The following is a 20,263-nucleotide window of genomic DNA, read 5'->3' on the forward strand; positions in this document are numbered from 1 at the left end:
TTTGACCACACTGGGAGATCTGTTTGAACGATATGAAAGCAAAGACCACGGAGCATACCTCACAAACGGTGAGGTATGCTCCGTTGTGGTGAGCCACGATAAGCGTGCTGTGCTGTGTCGTGTCCAGTTTGACGACATTGTACCGCGAAAGGCGCTGTTTGATATGGAAAAGGGCATCGGTTCCATGTACGGTTTGTCGCGCGTGCGCATTGCACCGCGCTATCAGCTGAATGGTCTGACACAGCCGTATGTCGACAGCCTGAAAGAGTATATTGTCCTGCGCAAGCCGTCTGCACAGGGTTATCTGACCGACAGCAAATGGGACATGACGGCGAACGGCCTGACGGTTTCCATGCTGGGAAGCGGCATGGAGTATCTGGCGCATGATCTGCGGCAGCTGCCGGAGATGATTCGCACAGAAACCGGCTTGACTTGCGCGGTCAATACCGAGACCTCCAACGAAGAAACCGAACTGCGCTTGGCGCAGAAGACGGAGCAGGGCAGAGAACAAATGCTCAAGCGCATGATGCACACGCCGCCCGTGCAGGAAAAGAAAGAAAAGCCCAAGAAAAAGCCGGTGCGTGCCGACAAGGGCGAAGTACAGTACAATCGCAAAACATTTCACATCAAAAAGGACGAAAATCTGCTGTATGGCAGATTGTATGACCAGCCGGTTGTGTCGATTCAGGATGCGCTGCACGCAGTAGACAGCGCAACCATTCGCGGTGAGGTATTTTTGGTAGAAACCCGCGAAATCAAAAGCAAAAATACCGGCAAGGAATGGGTCAAGATTGGCTTTGACATTACCGATTTGCACGGCTCCATGCGCGTCAGCAAGTTTTTGGCGAAGGAAAAAGCCGATGAGTATGTGGATCTCATTCACGAGGGCATGTACCTGACCGTACAGGGCAAGGTCAGCTTTGATAACTTTGAAAAAGAAACCATCATGGAGCCGACAGGCATCGTGTTGAGTAAGAAAAAGATGCGTATGGACACGGCAGAGAAAAAGCGTGTCGAGCTGCATCTGCATACCAATATGTCCGCAATGGACGGCATGTCCACGACAAAATCCCTCATGCAGCGCGCAAAAACGTGGGGACATACGGCGATGGCAATCACCGATCACGGCGTGGCACAGGCCTTTCCGGAAGCCATGCATGCGATTGAGCGAAACGGCATTGATTTGAAGATTTTGTATGGCGTTGAGGCGTATTATGTCAATGATTCCGGCAACGTTTCCGTTGTCAAGGGAAACTATGACGCGCCGTTGAACGAAACCTTTGTCTGCTTTGACACCGAGACCACAGGTCTCAAGCCGGCAGAGGAAGAAATGACCGAAATCGCGGCAGTCAAAGTGCGCAATGGCGAAGTGCTGGAGGAGTTTCAAACCTATGTCAATCCACACAAGCCGATTCCGGCGAATATCACGGAGCTGACGGGCATTTCGGATGAAACCGTCAAGGATGCGCCGGAGCTTTCCGAGGCACTGCCGAAATTCTTGGAATTTGCGGGAGATTTGCCGCTTGTCGCGCACAATGCGGGCTTTGATATGGCGTTTATCAACCGCGCCTGTGAGCGACTGGGCATCGAGCGGGAATTTACCTCCATTGATACAGTAGAAATGAGTAAGATTCTGTTCCCAGACATGAAGCGGCATAAGCTGGATGTCATGGCGAAAAAACTCAAAGTTGGCCCGTTCGACCATCACAGAGCGAGTGAGGACGCGGCAGTTCTGGGCAGAATTTACATCAAGCTGTTGGAAAAGATGCAGGAAGAACTGCACGCGACCAAAATTTCCGACATCAACCCGCTGCTGGCGGGACTCAAAGCCAAGACCGGCAGTCTGAAAAATCTGCGCCGGTATCACTTTATTATTTTGGCAAAAAATCAGGTGGGACTCAAAAATCTGTACAAGCTGATTTCCTATTCCAACCTGAAATATTTCAATAAAAAGCCGATTATGCCGCGCAGTGAGCTGATTCGTCACAGAGAGGGCTTGATTTTCGGCTCTGCCTGCGAGGCGGGCGAGCTGTTTTCCGAAATGGTGCACGGCGCGTCACACGAAGAACTGCTCAAGATTGCGGATTTTTATGATTATCTGGAAATTCAGCCGATTGGCAACAACCAATTTATGATTGCTAACGGCACGGCAAAGGACGAGGAAGAACTGCGCGATTACAACCGCAAAATCTTGGCGATTGCGGACGAGCTGGACAAGCCGTGTGTGGCAACCGGTGACGTGCATTTCTTGGAGCCGGAGGATGAGGCGTTCCGCCGCATCCTGATGGCGGGCATGGGCTTTAAAGACGCCGACAATCAGGCGCCGCTGTATCTCAAGACCACCGATGAAATGCTGGAGGAATTTTCGTATTTGGGCGCAGACCGCGCGATGGAAGTCGTTGTCACCAACACAAACATGATTGCGGACTGGTGCGATACGCTGCGTCCGGTACCGCGCGAAAACTATCCGCCGAAGATGGACAATTCTGCGGAGGATTTAGAACGCATGTGCTACGAAAAAGCCAAGCGCATGTACGGCGATCCGCTGCCGGAAAAGGTCAAGGCGCGTTTGGAACGCGAATTGGGTTCCATTATCGGAAATGGATACGATGTAATGTACATGATTGCGCAAAAGCTCGTGGCGAAGTCGCTGCAGGATGGCTATCTGGTTGGCTCCCGTGGTTCTGTCGGCTCGTCGCTGGTTGCGTTTATGTCGGACATCACCGAGGTAAATTCTCTCGCGCCGCATTATCTGTGCCCGAAATGCCATTACATCGAATGGCACGAAAATGAGGGCTTTGGCTGCGGCGCGGATATGCCGCACAAGACCTGCCCGAAGTGCGGAGAACCGCTTAATCAAGAGGGTTTTTCCATTCCATTTGAGACGTTTTTGGGCTTCAACGGCGATAAAGTGCCGGATATTGACCTGAACTTTTCCGGTGAATATCAGCCGACCATTCACTGGTACACCGGTGAGCTGTTCGGGCATGACCATGTATTCCGCGCGGGTACGATTGGTACGGTTGCGGAAAAAACCGCATATGGCTATGTCAAAAAATACATGGCGGAGCGCGACATGGAAGTGGGACGCGCGGAGGAAAACCGCTTAGTCAAGGGCTGCACGGGTATCCGCAGAAACACCGGTCAGCATCCGGGCGGCATTGTCGTCGTGCCGAAGGAAGTCGATATTTACGACTTCTGTCCGGTACAGCATCCGGCAGACGATCCGAATTCTGAAATCATCACGACACATTTCGAGTATCACTCCATTGACGAAAATCTGCTCAAGCTGGACGAACTGGGACACGATGACCCGACAATTATCAAGCACATGGAAAACATGACCGGTGTTGTCGCGCAGAATATTCCGCTCGGCGATCCGGAGACCATGAGTCTGTTTACGTCCAATAAAGCACTCAAGTATGTCACAGACGAACCGGACCCGATTTTGGGCGACATTGGCTGTATTGCCGTGCCGGAGTTCGGCACCAAGTTCGTGCGCGGCATGGTAAAGGAGACCAAGCCGACGACATTTGACGAATTGTTCTGTATTTCCGGTCTGTCGCACGGCACGGATGTATGGCTGGGCAATGCGCAGGATTTGGTACATGACGGCATTCCGCTAAAAGAATGCATTTGCTGCCGAGACGATATCATGAACTATCTGATTGGCAAGGGTGTTGACCCGAAGCTGAGCTTCCAGACAATGGAATCCGTGCGTAAGGGCAAGGGATTGAAGCCGGAGATGGAAGAAGCGATGAAGAAGCAGGATGTGCCGGACTGGTATATTGATTCGTGCAAAAAAATCAAGTATATGTTCCCGAAGGCACATGCGGTTGCTTACGTTATCATGGCGTATCGTATTGCGTGGTTTAAGGTGCACAAGCCGCTGGCGTTCTATTCTGCATATTTTTCCATTCGCGCGAAGGCGTTTGATGCTTCCTGCATGGTGCTGGGAGATACCGTGTGCTTGGATAAAATCCACGAATTGCAGGCAAAAGAACGCGACAAGACGATTTCTGCTGTTGAAAAAGATATGATGACAACACTGGAAGTTGTCCATGAGTTCTATCACAGAGGATTTGTATTTGAACCGATGGATATTTATAAATCCGAGGCAAAGCATTTCGTCATCACGGAAAAGGGTCTGATTCCGCCGTTCTCGTCCATGCCAGGCGTCGGTGAACAGGCTGCACAGGCGATTGTCGAAGAACGCAAAAACGGCCCGTTCCTGTCGCAGGAGGAAATTGTGGTGCGCTGCTCCCGCGTGTCAAAGAGCGTTGTCGAGACACTCGCCAGCATCGGCGCCCTGTCCGAGATGCCGACCAGTACGCAGGTATCGCTGTTCTGAACAAATCGGAGAGAATTGTCAAATGATTGTAAGAAGCTGCTTTCTTTTCCGTAACATTTTCCGGAACGCTTGACATACCAAACTGGTCGTGTTATCATGTTAACACGCTAAAGCGATAAAACAACGAACATTATATTTAGGGGTTATAAAGTATGAATCAGTATGCAATCTCCACGCCGGAGGGCACCCGCGACCGTTTGTTCGCGGCGACCCGCATGTTCCGACAGAACGAGAAGAGAATCAGAGATCTGTTTGAAGCACGCGGCTATGATGAAATCATCACGCCGTCTCTGGAATACTATGATGTATTCACGCAGGCAGGCTCGTCCATCGGACAGGAAAAGATGTACAAGCTGACCGACCGCAACGGCCGTCTGCTCGTGCTGCGTCCGGACAACACCACACCGATTGCGCGTGTGGTTACGACCAAGCTCAATGACGATGTGCTTCCGCTGCGTCTGTACTACATGCAGAAGGTACATCGCGCAAGCTCGTTCCACCGCGGACATTCAACGGAAGTCATGCAGGCAGGTGCCGAGCTGCTCGGCGCACGCGGCATGATGGCGGATATTGATATTCTGACCACTGCGTTTGCTGCACTGGCAGCGGTTCGCGGCGAGACCTTCCGCATCGAGCTGAGCTATGCGGCGATTTATAAGGAACTGATTCAGTCTCTCAATGTCGATGCAGAGACTGCAGAGCGCATTCGTTCCAATATCGAGAACAAGTCCTATGCAGCGCTGGGCGATGAGCTGGAGCCGTATCAGGATCGAGAGGCATATCGTGCCCTCAAGGCAATGCCGAATCTGTTCGGCGGCAGCGAGGTACTCGACGAGCTGGCAGGTTTGACCGACAATCCGGGCGTACTCAAGGCAGTGGCATATCTGAAAAATCTGATTGATGCAATCACCAACGCGGGCTATGGCGAAAATGTCATGATTGACCTCGGTCTGGTACAGGAGATTGACTATTATACCGGTCTGATGTTCCGCGGCTACATGGGCGGCGCAGGTTCTCCGGTTCTGGCGGGCGGCAGATACGACAATCTGTGTGCCAAGTTCGGCAGAGATATTCCGGCTACCGGCTTTGCCATTGACATTGATGCACTGTCCGAGTCCGTAGACCTCAAGAAAAAAGTAATTCCGCAGGAGCTGGTATTCTGCGAGAGAAGCGACCTCAAGGGCGCGCTCAATTACATCAATACAAACAGTGAACTGGCAGAGCTGGCACCGTGCGACACCGAGAAGGAAGCGATGGAGCTGGCAAAGAAGAAGGGCTATCGCACGCTGGTAATCTTCCGCGATGGCGCCGTGAAGGAAGTAGAGGTACAGGCATGACTCCAGAAAACATTATTCGTATCGCTCTGACCAAGGGCAGATTGGAAAAAAAGACCCTGGAGTTGCTGGAGCATTCCGGCTATGATGTCAGCGAACTGCGTTCCGGCTCCCGTAAGCTCATCTTCCGTTTGCCGAATTCCAATATTGAACTCGTGCTGTCCAAGGCGGCTGACGTTATCACCTATGTCGAGCACGGCGTGTGTGATATGGGCGTTGTCGGCAAGGATACCATTATGGAAAAGGGCGGCTCGTTCTATGAGACGTTGGATTTGGGCTTTGGCAAGTGCCGCTTCTGCCTGTGCGGAAAGAAGGGCGAGGATTTTTACGCCGGTTATCATACTAGAACCATCGCGTCCAAGTATCCGAAGGTAACGCGTGATTTCTTCTCCCGCAAGAACATGGACGTCAATATCATCAAGATTGAAGGCAGCGTCGAGCTGGCTCCGCTGCTCGGTCTTGCCGATGCCATTGTCGATATTGTCGAGACCGGCACGACTCTGAAGGAAAATGGTCTGGAGCCGTATGAGACGGTAGCGCCGATTAGCGCCCGTGTCATTGTCAATCTGGCGAGCATGAAGATGAAAAAGCAGCAGATTCAGGCGCTGACTGAGCAGCTGCAGGAAGGCCTGCGGGCAAAGGACGAGACCAAGAAAGAAGCCAAAAAGGCAGAACCGAAGCAGGACAAGTGAGCACGGGAGGAACTACAACATGATTACATTACCAGAAAAGCTGGCAAGCATGACCCCGTATGATCCGTGCGAGGATGTCTATCAGATTAAGCTGGATGCCAACGAGAGCTATTTCTCTCTGCCGGAGGAACTGCGCGATGCCATTGCGGCGAGCATTGACACGATTGATTTCAATCGCTATCCTGACCCGACCGTGGCGGATGTCCGCCGTCTGGCAGGACGCGAATTCCGCATTGCGCCGGGCAATATTGTCGTCGGAAACGGTTCAGACGAGCTGATTTCTCTGATTATGAATACCTTTGCGCCGCGCGGCGGCAAGGTCATGGTGCTGTCTCCGGATTTTTCCATGTATCAGTTCTATGCAGAGGTTGCAGAGCTGGAAGTCGTCAATATGCTCAAGGACGGCGAATTTATGCTGACCGAGCAGCAAGTGATTGACCGCGCAAAGGCGGAAAAGCCGGATATTTTGATTTTCTCCAATCCGTGCAATCCGGGCGGTCAGGGCTTTGACCACGGCGAAGCAGTGCGCATTTGCATGGCACTGGAAGATACGCTTGTTGTCGTGGACGAGGCATATATGGACTTCTGGGATCAGAGCATTCTCGATTGCTCGACCGCGCTGGAAAATGTGCTGGTGATGAAAACGCTGTCCAAGGCATTTGGCTGCGCAGCGATGCGCTGCGGCTTTATCATCGGCTACAAAGATTTGATTGACCAGCTCAACAAGACCCGTTCGCCGTATAACATCAACACGATGACGCAGCTCGCTGCCTGCATCGTGCTGGAAGATACGAGCTGGCAGAAGGAGCAGTGCAAACAGCTCATTGCCCGCAAGGAAGAACTGGAAGCCGCCTGCCAAAAGTTGGCGGAAAAATACGGCGTGTTTACCGTTTTGCCGACACATACCAATTTTGCTGTTTTGCGCACAGAAAAGTGCACGGAAATCTTTGAAGAACTGAAAAAACGCAGCATTTGCGTGCGCTGCTTCCCGAAATTCCAGATGCTTCGCATCACCACCGGCAGCGAGCAGGAAAATGCAATCCTGCTGACCGAGCTGGAAGATATTTGCGCAGATATGCAGGCATAAAAGGAGAAACGTGATGGGATACATTGGAATTGTTGACTATGGCGCAGGAAATCTCATGAGTGTATCCAACTCACTCAATTTTCTTGGGCTGGAAAATAAAATTGTCACCACACCGGAGCTGATGGAAGGCGCTTCCGGCATTATCCTGCCGGGTGTTGGCGCATTTCCGGATGCGATGCAGGCACTGGAAGAATCCGGTCTGACCGCGTCGCTGATTCAAGCGGCAAAGACCAAGCCGTTTTTGGGTATTTGCCTTGGCGCGCAGATGCTGTTTGAAGAAAGCGATGAAATTCGTCCGACAAAGGGGCTGGGCTTGCTGCCGGGCCGCGTGCAGAAAATTGAGACGGATCTTAAGCTGCCGCAGATTGGCTGGAACAGCCTGCAGTATCACAAGCAGGATCCGCTGCTGGTGGGCGTGCCGGAAGGCGCTTACGTGTACTTTGTACATACGTTTAAGATGTGCCCGTCTGACAGCAACGACTTGATTGCAGCCTGCGATTACAACGATCAGGTGACGGCACTGGTTGGACGCGGACAGATGTACGGCAGCCAGTTCCATCCAGAAAAGAGCGGAGAGGTCGGCATGACCATCCTGCGCAACTTCGGAAACATGGTAGGAGGGGCAGAATGAGAATTTTACCTGCAATTGACCTGCACGATCAGATGTGCGTGCGCTTGGTAAAGGGCGATTACGCAACGGCACATAAGGTTGCGGAGGACGCAGTAGATACCGCAAAGGCATTTTTGGACGCCGGCGCGGAGCAGATTCATATGGTGGATTTGGACGGCGCAAAAGACGGCACCCATCCGAATTATCCGGTGGTTCGCCGCGTCATTGAGCAGACCGGCGCAGCGGTTGAGCTGGGCGGCGGCATCCGCACGATGGAGGATGTCGAGCGCGTATTGGAGCTGGGCGTAAAGCGTGTGATTATCGGCTCTGCGGCGGTGAAAAATCCGCAGTTTGTCAAGGAAGCCTGCGAAAAATATGGCGATAAAATTGCTGTTGGCATTGATGCCCTGCACGGTACGGTTCGCACGGAAGGCTGGATTAAAGACAGCGGCACGGATTACATTGCCTTTGCCAAGCTGATGGAATCGTACGGCGTCAAGACCATTATCTTTACCGATATTGACAAGGACGGCATGCTGTCCGGCCCGAACTTTGAGCAGCTGCAAGCACTGCGCGATGCAGTTTCCTGCGGCATTGTGGCATCCGGCGGCGTTTCTACGCTGGAGGACATCGCCAAGCTGCGCGACATGGGCATCGAAGAAGCCATTGCCGGCAAGGCGGTGTACACCGGTCAGCTGGATGTCAAGCAGGCGATTGCCGTGGCAGCAGGGGAGGCGTGACAATGCTCGCAAAACGTATTATTCCGTGTCTCGATGTCAATAACGGCCGCGTGGTCAAGGGTGTCAATTTTGTCAACCTGCGCGACGCCGGTGATCCGGTAGAGCTTGCAACGTTTTATTCGCAGCAGGGTGCAGATGAGATTGTTTTTTTGGACATCACAGCGACCTATGAGAACCGGCAGACCATCGCGGACGTTGTGCGCCGCACGGCACAGCAGGTGTTTGTTCCACTGACTGTCGGCGGCGGCATTCGCACCAGTGACGATTTTAAAGAGCTGCTGCGCGCTGGCGCAGATAAGATTTCCGTCAATTCCGCCGCTGTTACCAACAAGCAGCTGATTGCAGAGGCTGCACAGAAATTCGGCAGCCAATGCGTCGTTGTTGCGATTGACGCGCGTGCCTGCACGGACTTGGAACAGTGCCCGAGCGGCTACGAAGTCTATGTCGCAGGCGGCAGAAAGCCGACAGGATTGGACGCCGTTGCTTGGGCAAAGGAAGTTTATGAACTGGGTGCAGGTGAAATTCTGCTGACCTCGATGGATAAGGACGGCACCAAGTCCGGTTTTGAACTGAATTTGACGGATATGGTTGCGCAGGCAGTCGGCATTCCGGTTATTGCATCGGGTGGCTGCGGCAACTTGGAGCACTTTGCGGAAGTATTTGAAAAGACCGGTGCGGACGCCGCGCTGGCGGCATCGCTATTTCATTATGGCGAGCTGACAGTTCCGCAGGTAAAGGAATACCTGAATGGCAAGAACATTCCGGTTAGACTGTGAGGAAATTCTATGAATTTAGATAAATTTTTCAAAAAAGGAGAGCTGATTCCGGTCATCTGTCAGGATGAGCGGAACAATGAAGTTCTCATGCTGGGCTATGCAAACAAGCAGGCATTGGCAAACACGATGGAAACAGGAACCGCTTGGTTTTTCTCCCGCAGCCGTCAGAAGCTGTGGAACAAGGGCGAGACCTCCGGCAATTTCATTTTTGTCAGTGAGATTTTGACCGACTGTGATGATGATACGCTCATCTATCGCGGCATCCCGAAGGGACCGACCTGCCACACCGGCAATCGCACCTGCTTCTATCAGGAGCCAATCTGGAAAAAGCCGGAGGAATAAGAAAAAAGGCACGAGACCGCGCATTGCGGTTTTGTGCCTTTACTTTTTCGGGTAAGGTGTTCGAATGTTGGTGCGTCCGAGTAAGTAATCCGTAGATGTTTGGTAAAAGTCAGCGAGCGTCAATAAATGTGAAACCGGAATGGTTTGAAATCCGCGCTCGTAGCGAGAATATACTGTTTGGCTGGTGTGCAGCAATTCGGCAATGTCTTGCTGCCGGAGATCGCGATCTTCGCGCAAATCGCGCAAACGCTGAAAATACATGGAGTCACCTCTGCTATAGTACATATTGATACTATTGACAGTACAGTAAATTTTCATTACAATGCTGTATATAGAACTTAAAAGTACTATAAGGTGCGAAATGAAACTATTGAAAATAATTGAGATTTGCCTTCTTCTATGCTACAATGGCAGGAGTACACGATGAGGAGGAATCCAACGATGAAGCTGGTTTCATGGAATGTCAATGGTCTGCGGGCCTGCTTGGGCAAGGGCTTTCAGAACGTTTTTGATACATTGGACGCCGACGTATTCTGCCTGCAGGAGACCAAAATGCAGCCGGGACAGGCACAAGTGGCTTGTGAGGGCTATAACGAATACTGGTACAGTGCAGAGAAAAAGGGATACAGCGGCACGGCGCTGTTTACGCGGCAAAAGCCAATCGAAGTGGTGTGTGGCATGGGTATGGACGCACATGACCACGAGGGGCGCATTATCACGGCAGAGTATGAGAACTTTTATCTTGTGACCTGCTACACGCCCAATGCACAGAGCGAGCTGAAACGATTGGATTATCGCATGCAGTGGGAAGATGACTTCCGCGACTATGTAAAAGAGCTGGACGCGCTCAAGCCGGTGATTATTTGCGGCGATTTGAACGTGGCACACGAAGAAATTGACCTGAAAAATCCGAAAACCAATCGGAAAAACGCAGGTTTCTCGGATGAAGAACGTGCAAAGATGACTGAATTGCTGGAGTCCGGATTTACGGACAGCTTTCGGTATCTGTATCCGGAGCAGGAAGGCGCGTATAGCTGGTGGTCGTATCGCTTCCATGCACGGGAAAAGAATGCGGGCTGGCGCATTGACTATTTCTTGGTCTCTGACCGCATCAAGGATTCCATTCGGAAAGCGGAAATCTTGACCGATATTATGGGCAGCGACCATTGTCCGGTGCTGCTGGAAATTGATTTGTAATACAGCACGTGAAGCATGAGAATCAGTTGTCAATGATTTTGACAACTGATTTTTTTACGTTCCAAAGGGTTATAAAATTGTTAATATCTGCACTTCCGTTGTTTTTTTGAAACAAAATTGATGTATAATAGCTTCGGACAAAATGAGACAAGATTTTTTAGAAATTTCTGCTGGCTGTGCATACAGTACAGCAGTTTTTTAGAAGTGAGAGTAAGGACGATATGAACGATTTAAGCAGACAACAGGAATATCTTTTGCTGGGACTGGATGTCGGTTCTACAACGGTAAAAGCGGCAGTTGTAAAACCGGACGAACAAAAACCGCTGTTTGTGCGGTACCGCAGACACCATGCAGAGCAGATGCACGCGATGCGCCTGCTGCTGGAAGAAGTACGCGAGGCATTCCCACAGGCAGCATTCCGCATCGCAGTTTGCGGCAGCGGCGGCAAGCCGATTGCCGACTGTACGGGTATCCATTTTGTACAGGAAGTTGTTGCCAATGCATCTGCGGTGCGGCATTTGTATCCGCAGACGCGCACGGCGATTGAATTGGGCGGACAGGACGCAAAGATTATCTTTTTCCAGTACGATGAAAACGCAGGACAGCTCGTCGCGCGCGATATGCGCATGAACGGCAGCTGTGCGGGCGGCACAGGCGCATTTATTGATGAGATTGCAGCGCTGCTCAAGACACCGACAGAGGGCTTTGAGGCGCTTGCCAGTCAGGGAGAAACCGTGCACAGCATCAGCGGACGATGCGGCGTGTTCGCCAAAACAGATATTCAGTCGGTGCTCAATGCGGGCGGTGCGCGGGAAGATATTGCGCTGTCTGCGTTTCATGCGATTGCCAAGCAGACCATCGGCGGTTTGTCGCAGGGTCTGGACATCACGCCGCCGGTAATTTTTGAAGGAGGCCCGCTGACCTTCAATCCGACGCTGGTGCGTGTATTTTGTGAGCGCCTGCAGCTGTCGGAAGATGAAATCATTCGTCCGGCGCATCCGGATACCATCGTGGCACTTGGTGCTGCGCTGAGCATTCCGGAGCTGTTCGGGCAAGATGCAACGGATGTTCATGTGCTGGATCATGTGATTGCACAGCTCCGGCAGGCAGAAACCCAACGCAAGCATGTGGTCAGCAAACACGCAGAACCGTATTTTTCCACGGAGCAGGCGTGCCGCGCATGGCGGAAACTGCACGAAAGTCCTCAAATACCGCCCATCACGGCACAGGCGGGAGACACGCTGCGCGTATATATCGGTGTCGATGCGGGCAGTACAACGAGCAAACTGGTGCTGATAGACGAACAGGAGACGGTGATTGACAAGTTTTATGCCAACAATCGCGGCGATCCAATTCAAGTTGTTCGGCAAGGTCTGATGGAGCTGTATGAGCGCTATGCCCAGCGTGGCATTCGCTTAGAGGTGCTCGGCTTGGGAACAACCGGTTATGGCGAACACATGCTTGCCAAGGCATTTGGCGCAGATTATCACACGGTAGAGACGGTTGCCCATGCCGCTGCGGCGCAGACGTATGTGCCGGATGTCAGCTTTGTGCTGGATATCGGCGGACAGGACATGAAAGCTATGTGGATTGACGGCGGTGTTGTGACCAATATCACGCTGAATGAAGCCTGCTCGTCCGGCTGCGGTTCGTTCTTGGAGGGATTTGCAGCGGCATTAGGCATTCCGGTCGATCGCATTGCCGATGCGGCGTTTCGTTCGCGGCAGCCCGCTGATTTGGGTAGCCGCTGCACCGTGTTTATGAACAGCACGATTATCACAGAACAGAAAAACGGACGCACACCGGAGGATATTATGGCAGGACTGTGCCGTTCGATTATCCGCAATGTGTTCACAAAAGTTGTGCGCATATCCAATTCGGCTATGCTCGGCAAACAGGTTGTCGTGCAGGGCGGCACCTTCAAAAATGATGCGGTGCTGTGTGCACTGGAACAGTATTTGGGACAACCGGTGACCCGTGCGCCGTATCCGGGCGAAATGGGTGCCATTGGTGCGGCACTGCTCACCAAACGGCAGGCGAGAAACCACGCGGTCAGCAATTTTATTGGATTTGCAGCACTGCCGGACTTTCAGTACAGCAAACAGGACGGTGTGCCGTGCCCGTTTTGCGGCAACCATTGCAGCAGAACCATTCTCCGGTTTTCAAACGGCAGTTCGTTTATCACGGGCAATCGCTGTGAGCGCGGTGAGATTTTAGGCAATCCGAAGGATGCGGCCGTGCGCGAGCAGGTCAAGCATACACACCGAAGCAAAGACGAAGTACCAAATTTGTTTCGCACAAGAGAACAACTGCTGTTTCAGGATTATGACTATCCAAAACTGGACGATGACAAGCAGCTGACCATTGGTATCCCGCGTGTGCTGTCGTTTTGGGAGACCATGCCGTTTTGGAAGGTGTTCTGGCGCAGCTTGGGATATCATGTGCAGGTGTCCGACAGCAGCACCCGCGCGATGTATGAAAACGGCCTGTCTGCTGTCACCTCAGACACGGTATGTTTCCCCGCGAAGCTTGTGCACGGACATCTGCGCAATTTGAAAGAAAAAGGCGTAGACCGAATTTTCATGCCGTCTATCACAACGGTAAAAAGTGAAAATCTGGCGGAAACCAGTGAATCCATGTGTGCCGTTGTCAAAGGCTATCCGCTTGTCATTCGCAATTCCGATAATCCGGAGCGCCGGTGGGGCATTCCGTTTGATGCGCCGCTGTTTCATTGGCATTTGCCGGAGGACAGAGACCGCCAGCTCACACAGTACATGCAGGAGACGTTCGGCATTTCACCGCAGCTGACGCGCAAAGCGATTGCGGCGGGCGATGCGGCGCAGCGGGAATTTTCTGATCGTCTCAAAGCCGAAGGGCAGAAAATTATAGATGACGTACAAAAAAGAGGCACCTATGCGGTTGTATTGGCGTCCAGACCGTATCAAAATGATACGTTAGTCAATCATGATTTGCCGGAGCTGTTTACCGAGCATCATATTCCGGTGCTGACCATAGACAGTCTGCCGGACATCAATCGCGTTGATCTGCGCAACAGCCGATTGGACATCGTCAACAACTATCATGCGCGCATGCTGTCCGGCGCTGTGCTTGCGGCGGGCTGTGATTATCTGGAGTACGCACAGGTCGTCAGCTTCGGATGTGGGCATGATGCATATTTGTCGGATGAAATCATCCGCATGATGAATGAAATCAGCGGCAAACATCCGTTGGTGCTGAAACTGGACGAAAGCGATGCCACCGGTCCGCTGCGCATTCGTGTGCGCAGCTTTTTGGAGACAGCGGCACAGCGCAGAAAGCGCAGGACGCTGCACGTACAGCAATTGTCGGATCCATATCCGACAAAATTCACCAAACAGGATGCCAAAGAGCGCGTTGTGCTCGTGCCGAACACCTCACACGCATTCAGCCGCGTGATGTCGGCGGCGTTCAGTGCGCAGCACATCAAGGCGGAACCGCTGCCGATCGGCAGAGAACGAGCCATCCAGCTCGGCAAGCAGTATGTGCACAATGATATTTGCTTTCCGGCGCAGATTGTCATTGGCGAAGCGCTGGAAGCGCTGATGAGCGGAAAATATAAGGACAAACAGGTTGCCATCGGCATGGGAAAATATATCGGTGACTGCCGATTGACGCATTATAGTGCCCTGCTGCGCAAGGCGTTGGATGATGCCGGATTTGCGGATGTTCCGATTCTGACCAACGATGACAAGGACAGCCATGATATGCATCCGGGATTTCGCATGAATCTGATGTCTGCGCTCAATATTGCGTTTGCGCTGCCGATGATTGATGTTTTGGAGGAATTACTGCGCAAAATGCGCCCGTACGAATGCATTTCCGGCAGTGCAGATGCTGCATTTGAACAAGCCATGGATGCCGTGATTGACGGCATGGATCACGGCGGCATTCTCGGTATGCGCGGCGGCTTCAAACAGGCAATTGACATCATGGACAAAGTGGCGTATGATCGCAGTAGACGCAGACCGACGGTTCTCATCGTCGGCGAGTATTTGCTCAATTTTCATCCGGGTGCCAATCATGACATTGAAAAATATCTCGAAGAAAACGGCTTTGAAATTATAGAAGCGCGCATGACCGATGTTATTCGCAAGTCATATTTTTACATTGATGCACAGATTCGAGAATATAAGCTCAAAAAGCCGCTGGGTGAAAAGATTTGGTACTTCACTGCGGATGAGATTTTCAATGCGGCGCATGCCATGACGGACGCGATTGCCCAAAAACATCCGCTGTACCATCGGGCGGCGCGGATGCAGGAGATTACCAAGGACAGCGATCCGATCATTCATCATACCTTTGATGCGGGAGAAGGTGTGCTGATTCCGGGAGAAATTCTGCACAATGCCAAGAATGGATGCAGGAACTTTATTATTTTGCAACCGTTTGGCTGTCTGCCGAATCATGTCGTTGGCCGCGGCATCGCGAAAAGAATCAAAGAGCTGTATCCGGATGCGCAGATTTTGCCGCTGGACTATGATCCGGACGTCAGCTTTGCAAATATAGAGAATCGGCTGCAAATGCTCATTATGAACGAAAAAAGCAGAGATGTATGAGGTGAACCATGGGATTTTTGGGAAAACTGCGCTGGGAAAAGCAGAAGGTCAAACAGCGCGCACACTATGAAGAAGAACTGAAAAAAGCGGAAGCGCGCAAACATGGACACGTGGAACCGCTGTTTCAGCCATTGCAGGCTCTGCGGGGCAGCCAGCGCGGCCACTGCGTGATTCTGGGAGCAGATGCTCAGCCATCTATGCTGGATCGCCTCAACCATGAGGTCACCTTGTGCAGCGCGGCGGGCTGGACGAATCTCAGAAAGACCGGATGGCAGCCGACATATCTCGGCATACAAAGTCCGGCGCTGCTTGAGCAGATGAGAGACTATATCACCAACATTCCGGAACAGGGCATTTTGGCAGGAGATAATTTGCCGGTGCCGTCTCCGGCACCGAAAAACTGGATTGCCTATCCGTATCTTGGCGTGTACAAATACTATTGCAATACATATGACACGCATCGCGTGAAATTCAGTGATAACGCCCTAGAGGTTGTGTATGACGGATATGATACCGTGTACTCTTTGATGCAGATTGCGGTATATCTTGGCTTTACCGAGCTGGTGCTGGTCGGCTGCGGCTGCTGTCAGCCGAAGGAAGAAAAAATGCGCGCTGCATTTGAGACGGCAAAGCAGTATGCAGACAGCCATGGCATTGCGATATACAATGGCACACCGGAGGAGACAGAAGATATTTTTCCGATGTTTTCGCTGTAATTTACAAATTTGCTCCAAATTTTACACGGAACGCATTGAAGCATAGCTGGCAACGGTCTACAATAGAATAGATAGAGACAGCGTTGCAGGGGAGAGCGATGTGGTATGGAGCAACAGACATGGGATATGGATTTTTTGCATCCGGAGGTGCAGCAGGAATATCAGGATTGCATCATGGTATTGGTCGAAAAATTGCGGCAGTTTGCCGAACAACAGCAAGCGGAGCTGCATCGGGAGCTTGTCTCGCAGATTGCATGGCGGCTCAAAAGCGAGCAGAGTATTTTGGCAAAGCTCCGGCGCAAAAAGCGTGAGAAAACCAACGACAACATCTATCGGTATATCAATGATCTGGCAGGCATCCGCGTGGTGTGCTTGTATCTGGATGATGTGGATCGCGTGCGCGCTTTTTTGGAAAAGCTGCCGGGCATCCGTGTTTTGAAGATCAAAGACTTTATCAAAAAGCCAAAGAACAGCGGGTATCAGAGTTTGCACATGCAGGTACAGTTTCCCAATATGCGCAAGGTGGAAATCCAAATCCGCACGATGGGCATGGATTACTGGTCGGTGATGGAGCACGAATTACAGTATAAAAAGAAAAGCAAAATCGGGCGGTCTTTGCACAAAGAACTGCTCGCGTGTGCGAGCGATATGCGCCGAATGGACGAGCGCATGCAGAACATGCGGCGCCTGCTGGATAAACAGCATCGAGAGAACACAGAATAAAACTGCTGCAGAGCACAACTGCAGCAGTTTTTTGTTGCTTTTTGGATTGGTTGCGGGACGGCGTTTTGCATGGTATAATGGTAGGAAATGCGAGGTGAACGGTGATTGGAAGCAAGACTGACACAAATAAACTACAATGAAATTTTGATGTATCTCGGCTATCGCGGGCAGGAACGGCCGCCGGAGCTGGAGCAGCAGATACAGCGCTGCATCAAACAGGTGACTGAGAGCTGTCAGCCGAGATTGGTCTATCGCAGACTGCCGGTTCGAAACGGCGAAATTGCCGGCTTTCCGTTGGAAGGAAAAGACATGCCGGAGATTCTATCCGGCTGTCAGGAAGCGATTTTGCTCGCCGTGACATTGGGACCGCAGATTGAACAGATGCTTATGCGGCGAGAAGTGACGGATATGGCGGATGCTCTGATTATGGACGCGTGCGCCAGCGCGGCAATTGAAAATGTGTGTGACCATTTTGAATTTGACCTGCGAGAGCAGCTGGAGCGGGAGGGGAAATTTCTGACCGACCGCTTTAGCCCGGGATACGGTGATTTGCCGCTGCACACCCAGCGCAGACTGTGCGAGGCGCTCAACACAGCGCGGCGCATCGGGCTGACCGTCACACCAAGTTATTTGATGATTCCGCGGAAATCTGTCACGGCAATTCTGGGAATCTCCGATCATCCGCAAAAACTGAGAAAACGGGGCTGTGAGGTATGCAGTATGTTCCTGACCTGTCCCTATCGAAAGGAAGGACTTGCTTGTCATGAATCATCTGACATTACTTGACGGCGGCATGGGCACCATGCTGCAGGCTGCCGGATTGGGGTTGGGCGAACGCCCGGAAATTTTCGGTGTACAGCATCCGGAAATTTTGGAACGCATTCAGCGCAGCTATGTAGACGCTGGCAGCGATATTATTTATGCCAATACGTTTGGTGCCAATGCACATAAACTGGAAGGCACCGGCCACACAACGGAAGAACTGGTGGCGGCAAATGTTGCCATTGCGAAAAAGGCGGCGGACGGCAGAGCGAGAGTTGCTCTGGATGTCGGCCCGATTGGTGAGCTGATGGAGCCGCTTGGCACGCTGGCATTTGATGAAGCGTATGAGATTTATGCGCAGATGGTGCGTGCCGGCGAGCAGGCGGGCGCAGATCTCGTAATCTTCGAGACAATGACCGATTTGTACGAAGTGAAAGCCGCTGTTCTCGCGGCGCGGGAGCAGAGCAATCTGCCGATTTGGGTCACCATGAGCTTTGAGGCGACCGGCAGAACGTTTACCGGTACGACGGTTGCCAGCATGGCGGCAACGCTGGAAGGATTGGATGTCGCTGCCATGGGCATCAACTGCTCGCTCGGACCGGAGGAAATTTTCCCGCTCATCGAGGAGATGCGTAAGTGGACGGACAAGCCGCTCATTGTCAAGCCGAATGCAGGTCTGCCGGATCCGGCAACCGGCGGCTATGACATGGACGCCGCAGAGTTCGGCAGACAGATGGCGAAATTTCCGGAATTGGGCGTTTCAATTTTGGGCGGCTGCTGCGGCACAACGCCGGACTTTATCGCGGCGCTGGCGGCGCTGCCGGATGCGAACGAGGATGTTCGTCCGGTGCGCAAACGCGGTGTGTGCTCGGCCAGCCATATGACGGATTTTGGCGGCGTGCGTGTCATTGGTGAACGCATCAATCCGACCGGCAAAAAACGCTTCCAGCAGGCACTGCGAGAGTGCGATTTCAATTATATTATGGAGCGCGCGATTGAACAGCAGGACGCCGGTGCGGATATTTTGGATATTAACGTAGGTCTGCCGGGCATTGATGAGGCAAAAATGATGACGGCTGTGGTCAAAGCGGTGCAGAGCGTCGTTTCTCTGCCGTTGCAAATTGATTCGTCGGATCCGGTGGCCATTGAAGCGGGGCTGCGCGCGTGCAGCGGACGGGCGATTGTCAATTCCGTCAATGCAGAGCAGGACAAACTGGACACGATTTTGCCCATCGTTAAGAAATACGGTGCGGCAGTTGTCGGTCTGACCATGGATAAATCCGGTATTCCGCAGACGGCACAGGCACGATTTGACATGGCGGAAAAAATCATGCAGGAAGCCATGAAGCATGGCATACCGAAGGAAGATGTGCTCATTGACTGCTTGACGCTGACCATTTCCGCGCAGCAGGAACAGGCAGTGGAGACACTCAAAGCAGTTCGCATGGTACACGAAAAGCTGGGACTGCATTGCGTGCTCGGTGTCAGCAACATTTCGTTCGGCCTGCCGGAACGAAACAATATCACGACCAATTTCCTGACACAGGCGATGTGGTGCGGTTTGGACTTGCCGATTATCAATCCGAATCTGAAACCGATTATGGACACCGTTGTTTCTTATCGCGCGCTGTCCGGCGAAGATGTCGGCTGCGAGGCGTATATCGAGCGCTTCGCCAATGTCGAAGAGGAACCGAAATCCGGTGCGGTATCGAAAGAGATGAATATCGCGGATGCTGTGCTCAAGGGACTCAAGCAGGAAACCGCAGATTTGACTGAAAAGCTGCTGGAAACCATGTCTGAACTGGATGTCATCAATCAGAAACTGATTCCGGCGCTGGATTTGGTCGGTGATAAATATGAAAAACAGAAGATTTTCCTGCCGCAGCTCATCAATGCAGCCAATGCGGCGTGTGCAGGCTTCGATTTGATCAAGCTGCGCATCGCGAAGCGCGGCGGCGAGAGCGTCTCCAAGGGCAAGATTATCATGGCGACAGTGGAAGGTGACATTCACGACATCGGCAAAAATATCGTGCGCGTGGTACTGGAAAACTACGGCTATCAGGTCATTGATTTGGGGCGCGATGTGCCGATACAGAAAGTTGTGGACACGGCGATTGCAGAAGATGTTAAGCTGGTCGGTCTGTCGGCGCTGATGACAACAACGGTGGATTCTATGCGCCGAACCATTGAAGCGCTCCGCGCATCGGGACATGACTGCAAGGTCATGGTCGGCGGCGCCGTGCTGACGGCGGATTATGCGGAAGAAATCGGCGCAGATTACTATACCAAGGATGCAAAGGCATCTGTAGATGTGGCAAAGGAAGTATTGGGATAACGC

At 52.2% G+C, this 20,263-nt stretch carries 15 protein-coding genes; 14 read left to right on the forward strand and 1 reads right to left on the reverse strand.

Features of this window, described 5'->3' with window-relative positions; all coding sequences use genetic code 11:
- The first annotated feature begins 1 nt into the window (after nt 1).
- The 8 genes from KQI75_RS10340 (at nt 2) to hisI (ending at nt 9,932) form a co-directional block, all read left to right on the forward strand.
- Nucleotides 2-4,351 (forward strand): PolC-type DNA polymerase III, encoded by a 4,350-nt coding sequence (locus KQI75_RS10340; RefSeq protein WP_216470720.1) that lies wholly within the window; start codon nt 2-4, stop codon nt 4,349-4,351.
- Between the two features lie 152 nt (nt 4,352-4,503).
- On the forward strand, nt 4,504-5,688 hold the full coding sequence (gene hisZ / locus KQI75_RS10345; protein ID WP_216470721.1) for an ATP phosphoribosyltransferase regulatory subunit: 1,185 nt from the start codon (nt 4,504-4,506) through the stop codon (nt 5,686-5,688).
- A complete protein-coding gene (gene hisG, locus KQI75_RS10350; protein ID WP_216470722.1) occupies nt 5,685-6,377 on the forward strand; it encodes an ATP phosphoribosyltransferase in 693 nt (230 codons plus the stop codon). The genes hisZ and hisG overlap by 4 nt, the downstream gene beginning before the upstream one ends.
- 19 nt (nt 6,378-6,396) lie before the next feature.
- Entirely contained in the window at nt 6,397-7,464 is a 1,068-nt protein-coding gene (locus tag KQI75_RS10355; RefSeq protein ID WP_216470723.1) for a pyridoxal phosphate-dependent aminotransferase, read from the forward strand.
- A 13-nt stretch (nt 7,465-7,477) separates the two neighbouring features.
- A complete protein-coding gene (gene hisH, locus KQI75_RS10360; RefSeq protein WP_216470724.1) occupies nt 7,478-8,095 on the forward strand; it encodes an imidazole glycerol phosphate synthase subunit HisH in 618 nt (205 codons plus the stop codon).
- Complete coding sequence (gene hisA, locus KQI75_RS10365) at nt 8,092-8,814, forward strand: 1-(5-phosphoribosyl)-5-[(5-phosphoribosylamino)methylideneamino]imidazole-4-carboxamide isomerase (protein ID WP_216470725.1); 723 nt, start codon at nt 8,092-8,094, stop codon at nt 8,812-8,814. Before hisH ends, hisA begins: the two co-directional genes overlap by 4 nt.
- 2 nt (nt 8,815-8,816) lie before the next feature.
- Nucleotides 8,817-9,590 (forward strand): imidazole glycerol phosphate synthase subunit HisF, encoded by a 774-nt coding sequence (gene hisF, locus KQI75_RS10370; protein WP_216470726.1) that lies wholly within the window; start codon nt 8,817-8,819, stop codon nt 9,588-9,590.
- 9 nt (nt 9,591-9,599) lie between these two features.
- On the forward strand, nt 9,600-9,932 hold the full coding sequence (hisI, locus tag KQI75_RS10375) for a phosphoribosyl-AMP cyclohydrolase (protein ID WP_216470727.1): 333 nt from the start codon (nt 9,600-9,602) through the stop codon (nt 9,930-9,932).
- Nucleotides 9,933-9,971: 39 nt separating this feature from the next.
- Here the strand turns inward: hisI and KQI75_RS10380 are convergent, their stop codons facing one another.
- Nucleotides 9,972-10,193: a helix-turn-helix domain-containing protein gene (locus KQI75_RS10380; protein ID WP_216470728.1), complete on the reverse strand. Its 222-nt coding sequence runs from the start codon at nt 10,191-10,193 to the stop codon at nt 9,972-9,974.
- 180 nt (nt 10,194-10,373) lie between these two features.
- Between KQI75_RS10380 and KQI75_RS10385 the strand changes: the two genes are divergently transcribed.
- The 6 genes from KQI75_RS10385 to KQI75_RS10410 all read left to right on the forward strand — a co-directional run bounded on the left by KQI75_RS10385 (nt 10,374) and on the right by KQI75_RS10410 (nt 20,260).
- Nucleotides 10,374-11,129, forward strand: a complete 756-nt coding sequence (locus KQI75_RS10385) for an exodeoxyribonuclease III (protein ID WP_216470729.1) — start codon at nt 10,374-10,376, stop codon at nt 11,127-11,129.
- 221 nt (nt 11,130-11,350) lie between these two features.
- Nucleotides 11,351-15,724, forward strand: a complete 4,374-nt coding sequence (locus KQI75_RS10390) for an acyl-CoA dehydratase activase (protein WP_246566586.1) — start codon at nt 11,351-11,353, stop codon at nt 15,722-15,724.
- 8 nt (nt 15,725-15,732) lie between these two features.
- Entirely contained in the window at nt 15,733-16,440 is a 708-nt protein-coding gene (locus KQI75_RS10395; protein ID WP_216470730.1) for a hypothetical protein, read from the forward strand.
- A gap of 105 nt (nt 16,441-16,545) precedes the next feature.
- Nucleotides 16,546-17,163: a GTP pyrophosphokinase gene (locus KQI75_RS10400; protein ID WP_216470731.1), complete on the forward strand. Its 618-nt coding sequence runs from the start codon at nt 16,546-16,548 to the stop codon at nt 17,161-17,163.
- 105 nt (nt 17,164-17,268) lie between these two features.
- Entirely contained in the window at nt 17,269-17,949 is a 681-nt protein-coding gene (locus KQI75_RS10405) for a vitamin B12 dependent-methionine synthase activation domain-containing protein (protein WP_216470732.1), read from the forward strand.
- Nucleotides 17,927-20,260 carry a homocysteine S-methyltransferase family protein gene (locus KQI75_RS10410; RefSeq protein ID WP_216470733.1) on the forward strand — a complete coding sequence of 778 codons (2,334 nt, stop codon included), beginning with the start codon at nt 17,927-17,929 and terminating at the stop codon, nt 20,258-20,260. The genes KQI75_RS10405 and KQI75_RS10410 overlap by 23 nt, the downstream gene beginning before the upstream one ends.
- The last annotated feature ends 3 nt before the right edge of the window (nt 20,261-20,263 follow it).

This window comes from Butyricicoccus intestinisimiae (genome assembly GCF_018918345.1).
In the GTDB taxonomy this organism is placed as follows: domain Bacteria; phylum Bacillota; class Clostridia; order Oscillospirales; family Butyricicoccaceae; genus Butyricicoccus_A; species Butyricicoccus_A intestinisimiae.

Coding starts and splice junctions, on each gene's coding strand:
- hisZ (WP_216470721.1), top strand. CDS start 4,504: ATGAATCAGTATGCAATCTCCACGCCGGAGGGCACCCGCGACCGTTTG.
- hisG (WP_216470722.1), top strand. CDS start 5,685: ATGACTCCAGAAAACATTATTCGTATCGCTCTGACCAAGGGCAGATTG.
- KQI75_RS10355 (WP_216470723.1), top strand. CDS start 6,397: ATGATTACATTACCAGAAAAGCTGGCAAGCATGACCCCGTATGATCCG.
- hisH (WP_216470724.1), top strand. CDS start 7,478: ATGGGATACATTGGAATTGTTGACTATGGCGCAGGAAATCTCATGAGT.
- hisA (WP_216470725.1), top strand. CDS start 8,092: ATGAGAATTTTACCTGCAATTGACCTGCACGATCAGATGTGCGTGCGC.
- hisF (WP_216470726.1), top strand. CDS start 8,817: ATGCTCGCAAAACGTATTATTCCGTGTCTCGATGTCAATAACGGCCGC.
- hisI (WP_216470727.1), top strand. CDS start 9,600: ATGAATTTAGATAAATTTTTCAAAAAAGGAGAGCTGATTCCGGTCATC.
- KQI75_RS10380 (WP_216470728.1), bottom strand. CDS start 10,193: ATGTATTTTCAGCGTTTGCGCGATTTGCGCGAAGATCGCGATCTCCGG.
- KQI75_RS10385 (WP_216470729.1), top strand. CDS start 10,374: ATGAAGCTGGTTTCATGGAATGTCAATGGTCTGCGGGCCTGCTTGGGC.
- KQI75_RS10390 (WP_246566586.1), top strand. CDS start 11,351: ATGAACGATTTAAGCAGACAACAGGAATATCTTTTGCTGGGACTGGAT.
- KQI75_RS10395 (WP_216470730.1), top strand. CDS start 15,733: ATGGGATTTTTGGGAAAACTGCGCTGGGAAAAGCAGAAGGTCAAACAG.
- KQI75_RS10400 (WP_216470731.1), top strand. CDS start 16,546: ATGGAGCAACAGACATGGGATATGGATTTTTTGCATCCGGAGGTGCAG.
- KQI75_RS10410 (WP_216470733.1), top strand. CDS start 17,927: ATGAATCATCTGACATTACTTGACGGCGGCATGGGCACCATGCTGCAG.